The 15,559-nt window shown below is 72.1% G+C and carries 15 protein-coding genes; 9 read left to right on the forward strand and 6 right to left on the reverse strand.

Annotated elements, in window-relative coordinates; all coding sequences use genetic code 11:
* Window positions 1-14 precede the first annotated feature (14 nt).
* Window positions 15-1,013, forward strand: coding sequence for an LLM class flavin-dependent oxidoreductase (locus KJK29_RS02720; RefSeq protein ID WP_215116978.1), 999 nt, complete (start codon window positions 15-17; stop codon window positions 1,011-1,013).
* A gap of 70 nt (window positions 1,014-1,083) precedes the next feature.
* Window positions 1,084-2,178 (forward strand): alkene reductase, encoded by a 1,095-nt coding sequence (locus tag KJK29_RS02725; RefSeq protein WP_215116979.1) that lies wholly within the window; start codon window positions 1,084-1,086, stop codon window positions 2,176-2,178.
* Between the two features lie 161 nt (window positions 2,179-2,339).
* On the opposite strand, the gene KJK29_RS02730 is transcribed toward KJK29_RS02725, so the two are convergent.
* Window positions 2,340-3,305: a pirin family protein gene (locus tag KJK29_RS02730; RefSeq protein ID WP_215116980.1), complete on the reverse strand. Its 966-nt coding sequence runs from the start codon at window positions 3,303-3,305 to the stop codon at window positions 2,340-2,342.
* 179 nt (window positions 3,306-3,484) lie between these two features.
* On the opposite strand from KJK29_RS02730, the gene KJK29_RS02735 reads away from it, so the two are divergent.
* From KJK29_RS02735 to KJK29_RS02745, 3 genes are read left to right on the forward strand one after another with little or no spacing between them, the layout of a single operon-like run.
* Window positions 3,485-3,967 (forward strand): MarR family winged helix-turn-helix transcriptional regulator, encoded by a 483-nt coding sequence (locus KJK29_RS02735; RefSeq protein WP_215116981.1) that lies wholly within the window; start codon window positions 3,485-3,487, stop codon window positions 3,965-3,967.
* Window positions 3,964-4,425, forward strand: a complete 462-nt coding sequence (locus KJK29_RS02740; RefSeq protein ID WP_215116982.1) for a winged helix DNA-binding protein — start codon at window positions 3,964-3,966, stop codon at window positions 4,423-4,425. The genes KJK29_RS02735 and KJK29_RS02740 overlap by 4 nt, the downstream gene beginning before the upstream one ends.
* A 50-nt stretch (window positions 4,426-4,475) precedes the next feature.
* Window positions 4,476-4,835 carry a tetratricopeptide repeat protein gene (locus tag KJK29_RS02745; protein WP_215116983.1) on the forward strand — a complete coding sequence of 120 codons (360 nt, stop codon included), beginning with the start codon at window positions 4,476-4,478 and terminating at the stop codon, window positions 4,833-4,835.
* 89 nt (window positions 4,836-4,924) lie between these two features.
* Here KJK29_RS02745 and KJK29_RS02750 read toward each other — a convergent pair whose 3' ends face one another.
* Window positions 4,925-6,334, reverse strand: a complete 1,410-nt coding sequence (locus tag KJK29_RS02750; protein WP_215116984.1) for a PepSY-associated TM helix domain-containing protein — start codon at window positions 6,332-6,334, stop codon at window positions 4,925-4,927.
* 167 nt (window positions 6,335-6,501) lie between these two features.
* Between KJK29_RS02750 and KJK29_RS02755 the strand changes: the two genes are divergently transcribed.
* Window positions 6,502-7,146, forward strand: coding sequence for a peptide deformylase (locus KJK29_RS02755; protein ID WP_215116985.1), 645 nt, complete (start codon window positions 6,502-6,504; stop codon window positions 7,144-7,146).
* 163 nt (window positions 7,147-7,309) lie between these two features.
* Window positions 7,310-8,902: an ABC-F family ATP-binding cassette domain-containing protein gene (locus KJK29_RS02760; RefSeq protein WP_215116986.1), complete on the forward strand. Its 1,593-nt coding sequence runs from the start codon at window positions 7,310-7,312 to the stop codon at window positions 8,900-8,902.
* A gap of 323 nt (window positions 8,903-9,225) precedes the next feature.
* Here KJK29_RS02760 and KJK29_RS02765 read toward each other — a convergent pair whose 3' ends face one another.
* Entirely contained in the window at window positions 9,226-10,656 is a 1,431-nt protein-coding gene (locus KJK29_RS02765) for a dihydrolipoyl dehydrogenase family protein (protein ID WP_215116987.1), read from the reverse strand.
* Window positions 10,657-10,775: 119 nt separating this feature from the next.
* On the opposite strand from KJK29_RS02765, the gene trxA reads away from it, so the two are divergent.
* Complete coding sequence (gene trxA / locus KJK29_RS02770; protein WP_215116988.1) at window positions 10,776-11,162, forward strand: thioredoxin; 387 nt, start codon at window positions 10,776-10,778, stop codon at window positions 11,160-11,162.
* Window positions 11,163-11,330: 168 nt separating this feature from the next.
* Here trxA and KJK29_RS02775 read toward each other — a convergent pair whose 3' ends face one another.
* From KJK29_RS02775 to KJK29_RS02785, 3 genes are all read right to left on the reverse strand, one after another.
* Entirely contained in the window at window positions 11,331-12,767 is a 1,437-nt protein-coding gene (locus tag KJK29_RS02775) for an aldehyde dehydrogenase family protein (RefSeq protein WP_215116989.1), read from the reverse strand.
* A 247-nt stretch (window positions 12,768-13,014) separates the two neighbouring features.
* Window positions 13,015-14,064, reverse strand: a complete 1,050-nt coding sequence (locus tag KJK29_RS02780; protein WP_370869112.1) for a LacI family DNA-binding transcriptional regulator — start codon at window positions 14,062-14,064, stop codon at window positions 13,015-13,017.
* An 81-nt stretch (window positions 14,065-14,145) separates the two neighbouring features.
* Complete coding sequence (locus tag KJK29_RS02785) at window positions 14,146-14,814, reverse strand: TetR/AcrR family transcriptional regulator (RefSeq protein WP_215116991.1); 669 nt, start codon at window positions 14,812-14,814, stop codon at window positions 14,146-14,148.
* Window positions 14,815-14,944: 130 nt separating this feature from the next.
* Between KJK29_RS02785 and KJK29_RS02790 the strand changes: the two genes are divergently transcribed.
* The gene (locus KJK29_RS02790; protein ID WP_215116992.1) at window positions 14,945-15,508 is read left to right on the forward strand and encodes an NADPH-dependent FMN reductase; all 564 of its coding nucleotides are present in this window, start codon (window positions 14,945-14,947) and stop codon (window positions 15,506-15,508) included.
* The last annotated feature ends 51 nt before the right edge of the window (window positions 15,509-15,559 follow it).

Raw genomic sequence — 15,559 nt, forward strand, 5'->3', positions numbered from 1 at the left:
AATCCCGCACCACCATGAAGAAGCTCCGCGACATTCCGCTCTCCCTGCTCAACCTCGCCCCCATCCGGCACGGCGAGGGCACGGCCACCGAGGCACTGCTCGAGACCATCGAACTCGCCCGTAAGGCAGAGGAGTTCGGCTACCACCGCTACTGGATCGCCGAACACCACAACATGCCCGCGGTGGCGTCCGCCGCGACCTCCGTTCTCGTAGGGCAGGTGGCCTCCGCCACCGAACGGATCAAGGTCGGCTCCGGTGGCATCATGCTCCCCAACCACGCCCCGTACGTGGTCGCCGAGCAGTTCGGCACCCTTGCCTCCCTCTTCCCGGGGCGCATCGACCTCGGCATCGGGCGAGCTCCGGGCACCGACCCGTGGACGGCCCAGGCCCTGCGCCGCGGCGACGCCGGTGCCAAGGACTTTCCGGCGCAGGTGGCGGAGGTGCGGCGCTACCTGGAGCCGACCACACCCAAGCAGCGGGTACGCGCCATCCCGGGCGAGGGCACCAAGGTCCCGCTGTACGTTCTCGGCTCCTCCACCTTCGGCGCGGCCCTGGCCGCACAGGAGGGCCTGCCCTTCGTCTTCGCCTCGCACTTCGCACCCACCCAGCTCGCCGCCGCGCTGGAGGTCTACCGAGCAAACTTCCGCCCCTCGGAGAGCCTGGAGAAGCCGCAGGCCATCGTCGGCGTGAACGTGATCGCCGCCGACACCGACCGCGAAGCCCGGCGCATCTTCACGACCCTGCAGCGCAAGTTCCTCACCCTGATCCGCGGCGAACTCCAGAACCTGCCCCCGGTCGACGACATCGACCGGCATTGGTCCCCGCAGGAAGCCGCGGCCGTCGAAGACATGCTGCGCGAGTCCGTGGTCGGTTCGCCCGGCACCGTCCGCGAGGGCCTGGGTGCGCTGCTCAAGCGCACCGGGGCCGACGAGCTCATCGTCCTGACCGAGACCTGGGACTTCAAGGACCGCATCCGCAGCTACGAACTCCTCGCCGAACTGAAATCCGCGTGACCCCCGAATCTCCCCCTACTCATTCCGGCTTCCCTGCCCACGCAGCAGGGTGCAGCGAGGACCCGACACCATGAGCACCACGACACTGTTCGACAGCACGACACTGGGCGCCCTCACCGTGCCCAACCGCATCGCAATGGCCCCGATGACCCGGTCACGGGCCGCCGTGGACGGCACCCCGACCGAGTTGATGAGCACGTACTACGCCCAGCGTGCCACCGCCGGGCTGATCATCGCCGAGGGCACCCACCCCACCGCCGCAGGCCGCATCGGCCCCGGCGCGCCAGGACTGCACCAGGACGCCCACCGTCTCGGCTGGTCCTACGTGGCAAACGCGGTGCACGACGCCGGGGGGAGGATCTTCGTACAGCTGATGCACGCCGGACGCCTCGCCCACCCCTCGTTTCTACCCGACGGGCTGCACCCCGTGGCTCCTTCGGACATCGCCGCGCGAGCGGAGGTGTATACCGCCGGTGGACGGAAGGCGGCGGTCCGTCCGCAAGCGCTCACCCATGAGCAGATCCTGGACGTCATCGACGACTTCGCCCAGTCGGCGGTGCGCGCGATGGCCGCTGGGATGGACGGTGTGGAGATCCACGCCGCCAACGGCTACCTCCTGCACCAGTTCCTCGCCGAGAATGCCAACCTGCGCACTGACGGCTGGGGCGGATCTCTCGACGCCAGGATCCGGCTGACGGTCGAGGTCGTACGAGCGGTGGCCGCAGCCATCGGCCCGCACCGCGTCGGGCTGCGGATCTCCCCGGGAAACCAGTTCGGCGGCCTCGTCGAGCAGGCACCGGAGGCGACGTACACCGCGCTGGTCCAGGAGCTGGCCCAGGACGGTCTGGCCTACCTCCACCTTGTCGAGACGGGTACCAACCTTGATGACCGCATCCGGGCTGTGTGGCCCAGCGCTCTCGTGATCGCACCAATGGCCGGCCGGCCGGGTGATGTCACCAAGGTCAATGCGGCGAACGCCTGGCTGCGACGCGGTGCCGACCTGGTCGCTTTCGGACGCGGATTCCTCGCCAACGCGGACCTCGTGGAGCGGCTGCGCGTCGGCGCCCCGCTCAACGCCCTCGCACCCCACGGGCTCTACGGCGGAGATCACCGCGGATACACGGACTACCCAACCCTGGAACAGCTTCCCGCAGTTGACGCCTGACCGGCCCGGCAGAACCTCTGCCGCACCGGCTGCCCTGCGGCGGCCGCCGTTCTGGAAGTACCTGGGAAGTCCCGAGCCGTGATCTCGTTGCGTTTGGTGTGATCATGACGTCCGGGTATCTCTCCATGGCTGACTAGGCGCCAGGAAAGTATTTCTGCAGGTCAACGCACCCTGCCTCGCGGCTTCAGTGCTACCGCCGGCAGTTCGGGGGCCGGCAGCGGGGCCCCGTCGTAGCCCTTCACCTCCCCGAACCGCGACCCTTCCATCCAGTCCTGACGCGCCTGCACGATCTCTTCCTGGGACCGTCCGATCCAATTCCAGAACATGATCAACTCCTCCTCGAACGGCTCGCCGCCCAGGAGCATCAGGCTTGCGTCCGACTCCGCCCGCAGGGGCAGTTCGCTGCGGCCGCAGCCGAGGTAGAGCATCGAGCCGGGCAGGACCGGGACGCCGTCGACGTGGGCTTCGCCGGACATGGACAGGACGGCGTACTCGAAGTCCGGTTCCAGGGGGAGGCGTAGGTCCGCGCCTCGGGTCAGGGCGAGGTCGGCGCCGACGATCGGGGTGAACGCCGTGCCGGGCGAGGTGGCGCCGTCGAGGTCACCGAGGATGAGGGTGGCCTTGATGCCGGGTGCCGTGACGACCGGCAGGTCGGCGTGGTGTTCGAAGCGTGGGTCGGTGTGGCGGTGGCCGTCCGGGAGGGCGACCCAGAGCTGCGCGCCGTGCAGGAAACGGGCGTGCGAGCGAGGGCTCTCCTCGGAGTGGCTGATCGCCCGGCCGGAGGTCATCAGGCCCAGTTCGCGCGGGCGGATCGTCTGGAGGCTGCCGGTGGAGTCGCGGTGCAGCACCTCCCCCTCGTGCAGCCAGCTCACCGTCTGCAGACCCATGTGGGGATGCGGCGGCACCTGCATGCCGGGCTCGTCGGCGATGTCGTCGGGGCCGTAGTGGTCGACGAAGCACCAGGCCCCGACCATCCGGCGGCCGAGGTTCGGCAGCAGCCGGCGGACCTCGCTGGACTCGCCCAGTTTGACGCGGCGAGGACTGAGGAGTTCACGCACCGGCTCCGCCACGACGAAGCCCCGGCCACCGCACAGAGCGGGTGCCGCCTCGCGCTCAAGATTGCTCATGGCCACAACCTAGTCCGGCGGGAGGACTCGCGTCAGCGCGTCCATGCGTCGCTGCGTCCATGCGTCGCTGCGTCCATGTGTCGCCGCGGCGCTGCGCCGCGTCATCCAGGCGGTCATGCCCTTGGCCCCCGTCCATAAATAGTCGCCATGTATATAGTCGCCATGTACTGTATCGGCCCATGAGCAATGGTTCCGAAGGCGCGACACCCGGGTTCCTGGTGTGGCGGCTGTCGATGAAGTGGCGGGTGGCCGTCGACCGGGCCGTCGCCCCGTTGGGGCTGACCCATGCGCAGTACTCGCTCGTGGCCTCGCTCTACGGCATGCGACGGTCCGGCGAACGGCCCAGTCAGCGTCGCCTCGCCGACCACACCGGACTCGAACCGCTCTATGTGTCCAAGCTCGCCCGCGCACTGGAGACCGCCGGCCTTCTGGAGCGCACGCGGGACCCGCGCGATCCGCGTGCGGTGCAGCTCGCGCTCACCGAGCAGGGGTGTGAGGTCGGCGCGCGGGCGATCACCGTCGTCCACGGGCTGCTTCAGCAGCTTCTGGAGCCGCTCGGCGGTCTCGAGAGCGCGCGTGCGAGGGAGTTCGCGCGCGACCTGACGGCCCTGCTCGACGCGCCTCTTGATCCCTTCAGCGAGAACGAGACGGAGCAGTCATGACCACCACCACTCCCCCGGTCGGCCCCCGCGTCATCGCCCTGGCCCACTACGCCGGCCGGGCGATCCTCGAGAACGTACTGGCCCGGCACGGCGTCACCTTCCAGCAGTCCGTCACCCTCCGCCTCGCGGCCGTCGCCGAGGGCCCGGTCGGGCGCGAGCGGCTCGTCGACGGGGTCACCGGCGCGCTGAAGATCGACGCGACGGAGGTGCACGCCGTGATCGACGAGCTGATCGCCGCGCGGTTGCTGGCCCCGGACGAGGGATCGGGTGTGCGGATCACAGATGCCGGACGGGAGCTCTACGACACGACCTCCGGGGAGACAGCGCCCCTCACGGCCCGGATCTATGACGGCATTCCGGCGGAGGACCTGGCCGTCGCCGGACGGGTGCTGAGCCTGATCACCGAGCGGGCCGATGCCGAGCTGGCCGCTCTGGCCGGCAGCTACCGAACCAGGTAGTGGAATATTGAACCGACCGGCCCGGTTGTCGGCCTCGAAGGAGGCCCCGAGTGAACACGACCTACGACGCCACGTACTACGCCCATGGAACACCGGCGGAGCGCTGGGAGCGCGCGCAGTTGTTCTTCGACGCCAAGGACTACGCCGCCGCCGCGCGCGTCCTGGTCGGGCTGGTCGAGGAGGTGCCCGAGCAGACCGGGCCGCGGCTGCTGCTGGCGCGCTCCTACTACCACTCGGCCCAACTGTGGCGTGCGGAGAGCGAGTTGCGGACGATCGTCGAGCGTGACCCCGTCGAGCACTACGCCCGGCTGATGCTCGGCCGTACGCTCCAGCGACAGGGGCGGTACGAGGAGGCGGAGTCGCATCTGCGGATCGCCTCGGCTCTCGCGGGCGACTTCGAGCAGAGCTGAGGCTCTTCCAGCAACTCTGACTGTCGGTGATACGAGCGGTGCCCGGCTCGCTAGGGAGCCGGGCACCGCTCGTATCAGAGGGCCTTCCGCTACTGCGCGGGCGTCCCGGTTCCGTACGACCGCCGTCCCCGCCGGTAGGCGATCTCGCCCAGCAGGATGTCGACGGCGAGGAAGGCCGCCAGCGGGATGCCGAACAGCGGCAGGAAGTAGCCGAGCACCGCGACCCCGGCGAGCAGCGGGACCAGGATCTGCGGCGGTACCTGCTGCCAGGCGCCGCGCGGGATCGGCCGGCCGAAGGCGGAGCCGCGGCCGCGCTGCCACCACATGCGGTAGCCCCACACGATCAGCAGGATCAGGGAGAGCGTGAGCAGCATCAGGACGATCTGGTTGGCCAGGCCGAACAGGATGCCGGTGTGCAGGTCGATGCCCCACCGGGTGAGCTTCGCCAGGACGGGGTAGTCGGCGAACCGCAGCACGTCCATGACCTCGCCGTTGGACGGGTCGATCGCGACAGTGTCCTGCTTCGTGGGCCAGCCGCGCTGTACCTGCTTGACGACGTACGCCGAGGTCGCGTCGGCCGGCGGCACGATCTCCACCGGGTCGCCGAGGCCCTCGGCCCGCGCCGCCGCCAGGACCTTGTCCAGGCCCACGCCGTGCGCGGCGTCTCCCGCCTGCCCGGCCGCGGCGCCGTGGCCGGAGTGTTCACCGCCCGCCGCCGCCGACACGGTCGGGGTGGCGTGGCCCAGCGAGGTGCGCAGCTCGTCGATGTTGGCCCCGGCGTAGGCCGACCAGGTGAGACCGGTCGCCGAGAGGAAGAAGAACCCGGCCGCTGCCCACACGCCGATGCTGCCGTGCAGTCCGAGCGTGCGGCGCCGTCCTGTCGTCCCCCGCACCTTGCGCAGGGCGCGGCGGCGGGAGAACCACAGCACCAGTCCGCCGGCCGAGATCACCCACAGCCAGCTGGCCGCCAGTTCGCTGTAGTAGCGCCCTGTCTCGCCCAGGTGCAGGTCCCGGTGGAACTCGTCGATCCAGGTGCGCAGGGGCAACGCGCCGGTCGAGCCGTACTGTTCGAGGGAGCCGCGCACCTTCGCGGTGTAGGGGTCGACGAACACGGCGAGCGCGTGGGTCTCGTCGACGCCCGGGACGCCGGACAGCATGACCCTGGTCGTCGCGTCCGCCTCGGGTGAGGGGCGTACGGCCGAGATGGTGCCCTCGGGGTGGGCCTTGCGGGCGGCGGCCACCTGCTCGCTGATCGGCAGCTTCCGCTCGCCGACCGGGACGGTCAGTTCGTGGTCGTACACGATCTTCTCGGCCTGGAAGGAGGCGGCGTACAGCAGGCCGGTGACGGCGGCGACGAGGAGGAACGGCGCCACCAGCACCCCGGCGTAGAAGTGCAGGCGAAGGACCAGCGGGCGCAAGGGGGCCCAACTGCTCTTCGACGGTGCCGGGGTGGCTGGTTTCGGGGCCTCGTCCGTGGTGGTCGAGGGAGCGGTGGTCATCGGCGGGCTTCTCCGGGGGACGTCTTCTTGGCCGTTGCGTGGTGGTCGTGCGTGGGGCTGTGGTGGTGTTGCGGTGCAGTAGTCGGGGCGGCGGGGCATTCAGTTCCCGACGAGTGCATGTGATGTGCGTCACGTAGGCCGGGAGGGTGCCGTGTCATCCTGACGCGATGGGAACTCCGAGTGATCGCGCACCGCTGGCCGAGCGGGTCGAGGAACTCCTCGCGGGCGGCGTCCCGTTGACCATCGTCGCGGCCGGGGACCCGGTGCTGCGGCGGGGAACCGAGCCGTACGACGGTCAGCTGGAGCCCTCGCTGCTGGCCCGGTTCGTCGAGGCCCTGCGCGTCACCATGCGCGCGGCGCCCGGGGTCGGTCTGGCGGCGCCCCAGGTCGGTGTGCCGCTCAGGATCGCGGTGATCGAGGATCCCGCTCCGGTGCCGGAGGACGTGCGTCTGGTACGCGGGCGGGTGCCGCAGCCCTTCCGGGTGCTGGTCAATCCCGTCTACGAGCCCGTCGGCGACGCGCGGGCCGCGTTCTTCGAGGGCTGTCTGAGTGTGCCGGGCTGGCAGGCGGTGGTCGCACGCCACGCCGGGGTCCGGCTGACCGGGCAGGACGAGCACGGGCGCGCGCTGGACGAGGTGTTCTCCGGCTGGCCGGCGCGGATCGTGCAGCACGAGACGGACCATCTCGACGGCGTGCTCTATCTGGACCGGGCCGAGTCGCGTTCGCTGTCGTCCAACGCGGCGATGGCGGAGCGCTGGGCTCAGCCGACGCCGGAGAAGGCCGCGCGGGCGCTCGGCTTCGAGCTGCCGTAGGGAACGAACGGAAAACCGGAGGCGGCCCGCCGGGCGCCTCAGCTAGCGTGCCGCCCATGTCTACGCCCCGAATTTCCTAGCCGAGGACCCGCTTCCACGCCACCCGTGTGTCCTCTTGCTATGCGGAATTCTTGATCGGAATTCTCGTTCGGAGCGTTTTCTCATGATCACCGTTCGTGACGTCGACGTGCGCGTGGGCGCGCGTCTGCTGCTGTCCGGCGTCTGTCTCCATGTCTCCCCCGGCGACCGCGTCGGCCTGGTCGGCCGCAACGGCGCGGGAAAGACCACCCTGTTGCACACCCTGGCGGGCGCCCTGCGGCCCGCCGCCGGAACCGTCGCCCGCACCGGCGACGTCGGCCATCTCCCGCAGGACTCCCGCGCGGCCGACCAGTCGGTCACGGTCACCGACCGGATCCTGTCCGCGCGCGGTCTGGACCGCGCCGTACGGGCGCTGCGCCGCGCCGAGGCCGCGATGGCCGACGGTGCGCGGCGGTCGATGAACGCCTATGTGCGGGCCGAGGCCGAGTTCCAGGCGCGCGGTGGCTACGCGGCCGAGGCGGAGGCCGCCCGGGTCGCCGCCGGGCTCGGGCTGCCGTCGGGTCTGATGGACCGGCCGCTCAGCGCCCTGTCGGGCGGTCAGCGCCGGCGCGTGGAGCTGGCCCGCATCCTGTTCGCCGGGCACGGCACGCTGCTGCTGGACGAGCCGACGAACCACCTGGACGCGGAGTCGATCACCTGGCTGCGCGCCTTCCTCGCGAGCCATCAGGGCGGTCTGGTGATGATCAGCCATGACACGTCCCTGCTGGCCGGAACCGTGAACCGGGTGTTCCACCTGGACCCGGGGCGGGCCGTGCTGGACATCCACAACACCGGCTGGGACGCCTATCTCGCCCAGCGGGACGCCGACGAGCGGCGACGGGCGCGCGAGCGGGCGAACGCCGAGCGCAAAGCGGCTTCGCTGCACGCGCAGGCCGACCGGATGCGGGCCCGCGTGTCGACCGCGGTGGCCGCCCGGAACATGGCCCGCCGGGCCGACCGGATGCTCGCCGACCTCGAACCGGCCCGGCGCGCCGAGAAGACGGCCAGGATCCGGCTGCCCGAGCCGGTGCCCTGCGGCCGGATCCCGCTCGGTGCCGTCAGTCTGACCAGGTCGTACGGCGGGCAGCACGTCCTGCGCGGGGTGGATCTGGCCGTCGACCGGGGCAGCCGTCTGGTCGTGCTCGGCCCCAACGGGGCGGGAAAGACGACCCTGTTGCGTCTCCTCGCGGGTCGGGACACACCCGACAGCGGGCGGGTGGTCCACGGGCACGGGCTGCGGATCGGCTACTTCGCCCAGGAACACGACACGCTGGACCCGGAGCTGACGGTGCGTGAGCATCTGGCCGGTGCCGCCCCGCACCTCGGCGACGGCGAAGTCCGCCAGGTGCTGGGCTCGTTCCTGTTCACCGGCGACGACACGGACAAGCGTGTCGGTGTCCTCTCCGGCGGCGAGAAGACCCGGCTCGCCCTCGCGGGGCTGGTGCACTCGGGCGCCAACGTCCTGCTCCTGGACGAGCCCACCAACAACCTGGACCCGGCCTCCCGCGCCGAGGTCCTGGCCGCGGTGGGCACCTATCCGGGCGCGATCGTCATGGTCACCCACGACGAGGGAGCGGTGGACGCACTGCGGCCGGACCGGGTGCTGCTGCTGCCCGAGGCGGAGGAGGACCTGTGGAGCGACGACTACCGGGAGCTGGTGGTGCCCGCGCACGCGTGACCTGGCTCTGGGTACCTGAGGCCTCCGGCTGGGCCCCGCCACCCGCGCGGGGGTGCCCGTCCCGGCTACCGGTGGCTGCTGGGACGGCCCCGCTGCCCGCCTAAGGGCCCAGCCCGGCGACCGGTCGCTGCTGGGCGGGCCCGCCGCTCGTCCGAGGGTGCCCGTCCCGGCGACCGGTGGCTGCTGGGACGGCCCCGCTGCCCGCCTAGGGTTCCAACCCGGCGACCGGTCACCGTTTGGCGGGCCCCGCCGCCCGCCTGCGGCCCCGTCCCGCCGACCAGTGGCCTCCGGACGGGCCCTGCGGCCCGCCCCGGCCGCGCCGGTCACGCGTCCCGGTACGCCTCCAGCAGCCGGAGCCACACTTCGCTGATCGTCGGGTAGGACGGGACCGCGTGCCACAGGCGGCTGACGGGGACCTCGCCGGCCACGGCGATCGTGGCGGAGTGGATGAGTTCGCCCACGCCCGGGCCCACGAGCGTCACGCCGCGGAGGATCTCGGCCTCGACGTCGACGACCATGCGGGCGCGGCCCTTGTAGCCGTCGGCGTACAGGCCGGCCCCGGCGACGGAGGACAGGTCGACGTCGACGGCCTTCACACGATGGCCGGCCTGCTCCGCCTCGGCGAGGGACAGGCCCACGGCCGCGGCTTCCGGGTCGGTGAAGACGACCTGGGGGACGGCGGCGTGGTCGGCGGTCGCGCTGTGGGCGCCCCAGGGCTGGGCGAGGAGGGTTTCCCCCGTGGCCCGCGCGGCGATGGCAGCACCCGCGATACGCGCCTGGTACTTGCCCTGGTGGGTGAGCAGGGCGCGCTGGTTGACGTCGCCGACCGCGTACAGCCAGTCGTGGCCGGTGACGCGGAGGCTGTCGTCGACCGGCAGCCAGGTTCCGGGGTCCAGGCCGATCGTCTCCAGACCGATGTCGTCGGTGCGCGGCGCGCGGCCGGTGGCGAAGAGGATCTCGTCGGCCTCGACGCGGTCGCCGGTGTCGGTGACGGTCACGACCTTGCCGTTCTCGCGGGTCACCGACTCGACCGACGTACCGGTGCGGACGTCCGTGCCGGCCTCGGTGAGCGCCTCGGCGATCAGTTCCCCGGCGAAGGGCTCCATCCGGGGCAGCAGGCCCTTGCCGCGGACCAGCATGGTGACCTCGGAGCCGAGGGCCTGCCAGACCGTGGCCATCTCGGTGGCGACCACGCCGCCACCGATCACGATCAGCCGGCCGGGCACGCTCTTGGAGCTCGTGGCCTCCCGGCTGGTCCACGGCTTGACCTCGTCGAGTCCGGGCAGCCCGGGGAGGGACGCGCGGCTGCCGGTGCAGACGGCGACGGCGTGCCGGGCGGTCAGGACGTGCTCGGCGCCGTCGGGGCCGGTGACCGTCACCGTACGGGGGCCGGCGAGGCGTCCGTGGCCGCGGTACAGGTCGGCGCCGATGGAGTCGAGCCACCCGACCTGGCCGTCGTCCTTCCAGTGGGAGGTGTAGTAGTCCCGGTGGGCGAGGACCGCGGCGGCGTCGAGGGGGCCCTGCACCGACTGGCTCAGGCCGGGGACACGGCGGGCGTCCGCCCGGGCGATGACCGGCCGCAGCAGGGCCTTGCTGGGCATGCACGCCCAGTACGAGCACTCGCCGCCGACCAGTTCGCTCTCCACGACCGCGGTGGTCAGACCGGCGGCGCGGGCGCGGTCTGCGACGTTCTCCCCCACGGGCCCGGCCCCGAGCACCACGACGTCGTACGCGTTGGTTTCCGTTTCCGTCATGGGGTCAGTCTGGTGGGTGGTGTGCGCCCTGGCCACACGGGTAGGGGCGCGGAATACCCACCAGGTCGGCCGTGTTGTGCCGACGGTTTGCCCCCACACCAGGAAGAGGGATTTACACCATGAGCAGCACCGTGGAGCTCACCAAGGAGAACTTCGACCAGACGGTCACGGACAACGAGTTCGTTTTGATCGACTTCTGGGCGTCCTGGTGCGGGCCGTGCAAGCAGTTCGCCCCGGTCTACGAGAAGGCGGCGGAGGAGAACCCGGACCTGGTGTTCGGCAAGGTGGACACCGAGGCGCAGCCCGAGCTGGCCGCGGCCTTCGGTATCCAGTCGATTCCCACGCTGATGATCGTCCGCGACCAGGTCGCCGTGTTCGCCCAGCCGGGCGCCCTGCCGGAGGCCGCCCTGACCGACGTCATCGGCCAGGCCCGTGGCCTGGACATGGACGAGGTCCGCAAGGCCGTCGCCGAGCAGCAGGCCCAGCAGCCGCAGGGGACCGAGTAAGCGGCCCGGGGGCGCTTCCACGCCCTCGAGCAACCGGCTCCGGGGCCGGGCCTGGCCTGCGAGGCCGGACCCGGCCCCAGGTCGTGTCCGGCCTCAGGTCGTGTCCGGCCCTAGGTCGCCGTCCGGCCTCAGGTCACGTCCGGCCCGGAAGCCGTGTCCGGCCCAGGCCTAGAAGGGGTACGGGGCCACGTCCGCGCGTACCGTCGTCCAGCGCAGTTCGGTGAAGGCCTCCAGATTGGCCTCGCCCCCGAAGCGGGCGCCGGTGCCGGAGGCGGCCACCCCGCCGAAGGGCGCCACGGCCTCGTCGTTCACGGTCTGGTCGTTGATGTGGACGATGCCGGTGGGGATGCGCTCGGCGAGGTCCAGGCCGCGGGCGGTGTCCCTGGTGACGATGCCCAGGGAGAGGCCGTACGGGCTCTGCGCGGCCAGGGCCGCCGCCTCGTCGGCGGTGCTGAAGGAGCGCACGGGCGCCACCGGGCCGAAGACCTCCTCCGTGTAGGCCGGGGTGCGGTCGTCGACATGGGCGAGGACGGTGGGCCGGTAGAAGAGCCGGTCGTGCGTGCCGCCCGCGGCGATCTTGGCGCCCGCGGCCCTGCTGGAGTCGACCAGGCCGCTGATCTTGTCGAGCTGCCCGGAGTCGATGATGGGGCCCAGGTGGACGTGGTCGCGGTGCGGGTCGCCGACGGCCAGGGAGTCCGCCTTGGCGGCCAGCCGCTCCACGTACTCGTCGTAGAGGGAGGCGTGCACCAGGTGGCGTCCGGTCGTCATGCAGATCTGGCCCTGGTGGAAGAACGAGCCCCAGGCGGCGGTGGAGATCACCGCGTCGAGGTCGGCGTCCTCCAGCACGATCATGGCCGAGTTGCCGCCCAGTTCCAGGTGGGCCCGCTTGAGGTGACGCCCGGCGGCCTCGCCGACGGCCCGTCCGGCGGCGGTGGAGCCGGTGAAGGAGATGACCGGCACGCGCGGGTCGGAGACCAGGGCCTGCCCGGCGTCCGGACCGCCGGGGAGCACGTGCAGCAGGTCCTGCGGGAGGCCCGCGGCGGCGAAGACCGCGGCGAGGGCCAGACCGCCGCAGACGGCGGTGCGCGGGTCCGGCTTCAGCAGGACCCCGTTGCCCAGGGCCAGGGCCGGGGCGACGGAGCGGATGGACAGGATCAGCGGGGCGTTGAAGGGCGAGATGACGCCCACCACACCGGCCGGGACACGGCGGGTGTACGACAGGCGCGGCGCCTCGCTGGGCAGGACCTGGCCGGCCGGGCGGGAGGCGAGCGCGGCGGCCTCGTAGCACTCCTGGGCGGCGACGTGCAGTTCGAAGTCGGCCTTGCCGGGGACGGACCCGGACTCGCGGACGATCCATTCGCGCAGTTCGGCGGCGTGCGCGGTGAACAGGTCGCCCGCCTTGCGGAGGACGGCGGCGCGGGCGAAGTGCGGGGCGCGTGCCCACTCGCGCTGGGCGGCGGCCGCGCGCCCTGCGGCGGCGCCGACGTCCTCGGGGGTGGCGAGGGCGAGGGTGCCGAGGGCCCCGCCGGTGGCGGGCTCGGTGACGGTGTACCCGGGCCCCGCCAGGGCGCGGGGCTGCCAGGTCCTGGGGTCGAGCAGCGGCATGACGGCTCTCCGATCGATCGGTCACCGGCGTGCGGGGTGGGTGGAACTCCCGCTGGAACGTGGCCGGTTCGGCGGTCACAGGGCGGGGCGCGGCGATCCGGGGCAGCCATGTGTGCAGCGCCCGCGTTCGCACGCGCCCCCGTTTTGTTGACGATGCAACATCCTAGTCATGCGCCGGGCGATGACCGGTGCCGCCCGTCCGCCGGACCACTCCGATTGTCCCGCGAGGAGCCGCCTTCCGGTCGGGTCAGCTCGAGTCGCGGTGCAGCAGCGTCGCGCCCAGCACCTTGTGCGTCTCGGGCTCGGTCATGGGCTTGCGTACGGCGCGGTCGACCAGTTCGGCGAGTTCACGGCCGGAGGGCAGTTCCAGGTGGACCGTGCTCAGCCGGGGCCGCAGCAGCCGGCCGAGCATCAGATCGTCGGCGCCGACCACGGCCGTCTCCTCCGGGATGCGGATGCCCTCGTCCTGCAGGGCCCGCATCAGCAGCATCGCGTACTCGTCGTTGTAGGTGAACACCGCGTCCAGGCCGAGGGTCCGCCAGCGGGCGGCGAGGCGGGCCGCGTCCTGTTCATCGTGGGCGAGGGGCAGTTCGGTCACCGTGGCGTCGGTGCCCCGCAGGGCGTGGCGCACCCCGTCGAGCCGGGGCGCGGAGAACGCCTCGAGGCCGGGTTCCTGCGGGACGACGACGCCGATCCGGCGGCGCCCGCGGTCGTAGAGGTGGGCGCCCGCGCTGTAGCCGACGACGTCGTGGTCCATGAGCAGGGCGTGCGCGCCCTCTATGGTCTCGGGGCCGAGGGTGACCACGGCCCGGGCGCCGGAGCGCTTGAGCACCGCCACTCCGTGCGGGCCGAGTCCGGAACCGGGCACCAGCACGGCCACGGGCCGCAGTTCGGCCCAGGCGCGGGCGGCGTCGTCGCCGTGCGGGCCGCCGGTGCCATGCTGCACCACCGTGTACTCCAGGGCGCCGAGCGCGACCTGGAGATCGGTGAGGAACCGGCTGTAGAGCGGGCCGACAGGGAAGGTCGGCGCGGGGATCAGGACCATACGGCTGTGCCCGGCGCGCAAGGAACGGGCCGCCGCGTGCGGCACGTACCCGAGTTCCTTCGCGGCCGCGTGGACCCGGCGGCGGGTGGGCTCGCTGATCCGTACGGCGCTGGTGTTGTTGAGGACGTAGGAGACGGTCGCGCGCGAGACGCCGGCCAGGCGGGCCACATCGGCGCTCGTGGGTACCGAGCGCATCGGTGCGGGGGACGGGGGCGCGGGCGTTTTCGGTATCTGCACCATGACGTACGGCATCTTGGCAGAAGCCCCAATGCGCCCTTCAAGCGGGGGAGTTGTGAGGAAGCCGTGAGCGTTCACGAGGGGCGGCGGGCGCCCCTAGCGGGTGGATTGCGTGCCCGTGAGCCGGTCGACCAGGTCGGTCCACGCCTCTTCGAGGCGGGTCAGGGGTATCCCGCACTGCTTGGTCAGGTGGTGGATCAGGGCCGGGTCGAGCTGGCCCATCAGGGTGTGGGACAGGAGTTCGCAGTCCGCTTCGGGGACCGCCTGCCGCAGAAGCATGGCCACGTGGTGGCGCAGCACCCGGCGGGCCGGGACGACGAAGCGGCGGTTCGCGCCCGGCTCGGCCGCGAGCTGCAGCTCCAGTTCGTCCACCGACCGGCGCAGCATCGCGCGACCGAACTCCCGCAGCCGCTCCACGGGCGGCGCGCCGGGTCCGAGCGGCGGCGGGCCGCTGAGGAAGGCGGCCTGGAACTTCTTCTCGGAGTGGTCGAGCAGGGCCGTCAGCAGGCCGGTGCGGTCGCCGAACCGGCGGAAGACCGTGCCTTTGCCGACGCAGGCCGCCGCGGCCACCGCCTCCATCGTGACGGCGTCCGCGCCGCGCTCCGCCACCAGCCGCCCGGCGGCCTCCAGCAGCCGGGCCCGGTTGCGCGCGGCGTCGGCCCGCAGGCACGGCTCGTCGACTTCCGGGGCGGTCTCGAGCTGGAGCAGCTCGGGACGGGCGACGGGCTCCTGGGGCGTCGGGAAGGGCGGCGGGGCGGTGGACATGAAGCCAGCGTAAAGCATCGGGAACAAAACTGGACCGCGGTCCGGTTAGGGTGCTAGAACAATAAACGGACCTCGGTCCGGATCGTAACGGCTGTGTTTCGCAGCAGTCTTTCTCTACCTGGGAGTCAGCATGTCTGTTCGCATCCTCGCGCTCGTCGGCAGCCTTCGCGCCGGGTCGCACAACCGCCAGCTCGCCGAGGCGGCCGTCAAGCTCGCCCCCGAGGGTGCCGAGGTGAACCTGTTCGAGGGCCTCGCCGAGATCCCCTTCTACAACGAGGACATCGACGTCGAGGGCAGCGTCCCGGCCGCCGCCGTGAAGCTGCGCGAGGCCGCCGAGGCGGCCGACGGTCTGATCCTGTTCACGCCCGAGTACAACGGCACCATCCCGGCCGTCCTGAAGAACGCCATCGACTGGCTGTCCCGCCCGTACGGCGCCGGTGCCCTCAGCGGCCTGCCGGTCGCCGTGGTCGGCACCGCCTTCGGCCAGTTCGGCGGTGTGTGGGCGCACGACGAGACCCGCAAGTCCGTGGGGATCGCCGGCGCCAAGGTGCTGGAGGACGTCAAGGTGTCCATCCCCGGCTCGCTGACCCGCTTCGCCGAGACGCACCCGGCCGACGACGCCGAGGTCGCCGCGCAGCTCACCGAGGTCATCACCCGTCTGCACGGCCAGGCCACGGAGACGGCCGCCGCCTGACCCGTCACGCGACCGGTGCGACCGGTGCCGAGGAGGGGCCGCAGCCATGGT

The sequence above is a fragment of the Streptomyces koelreuteriae genome (assembly GCF_018604545.1).
Taxonomy (GTDB): Bacteria; Actinomycetota; Actinomycetes; order Streptomycetales; family Streptomycetaceae; genus Streptomyces; species Streptomyces koelreuteriae.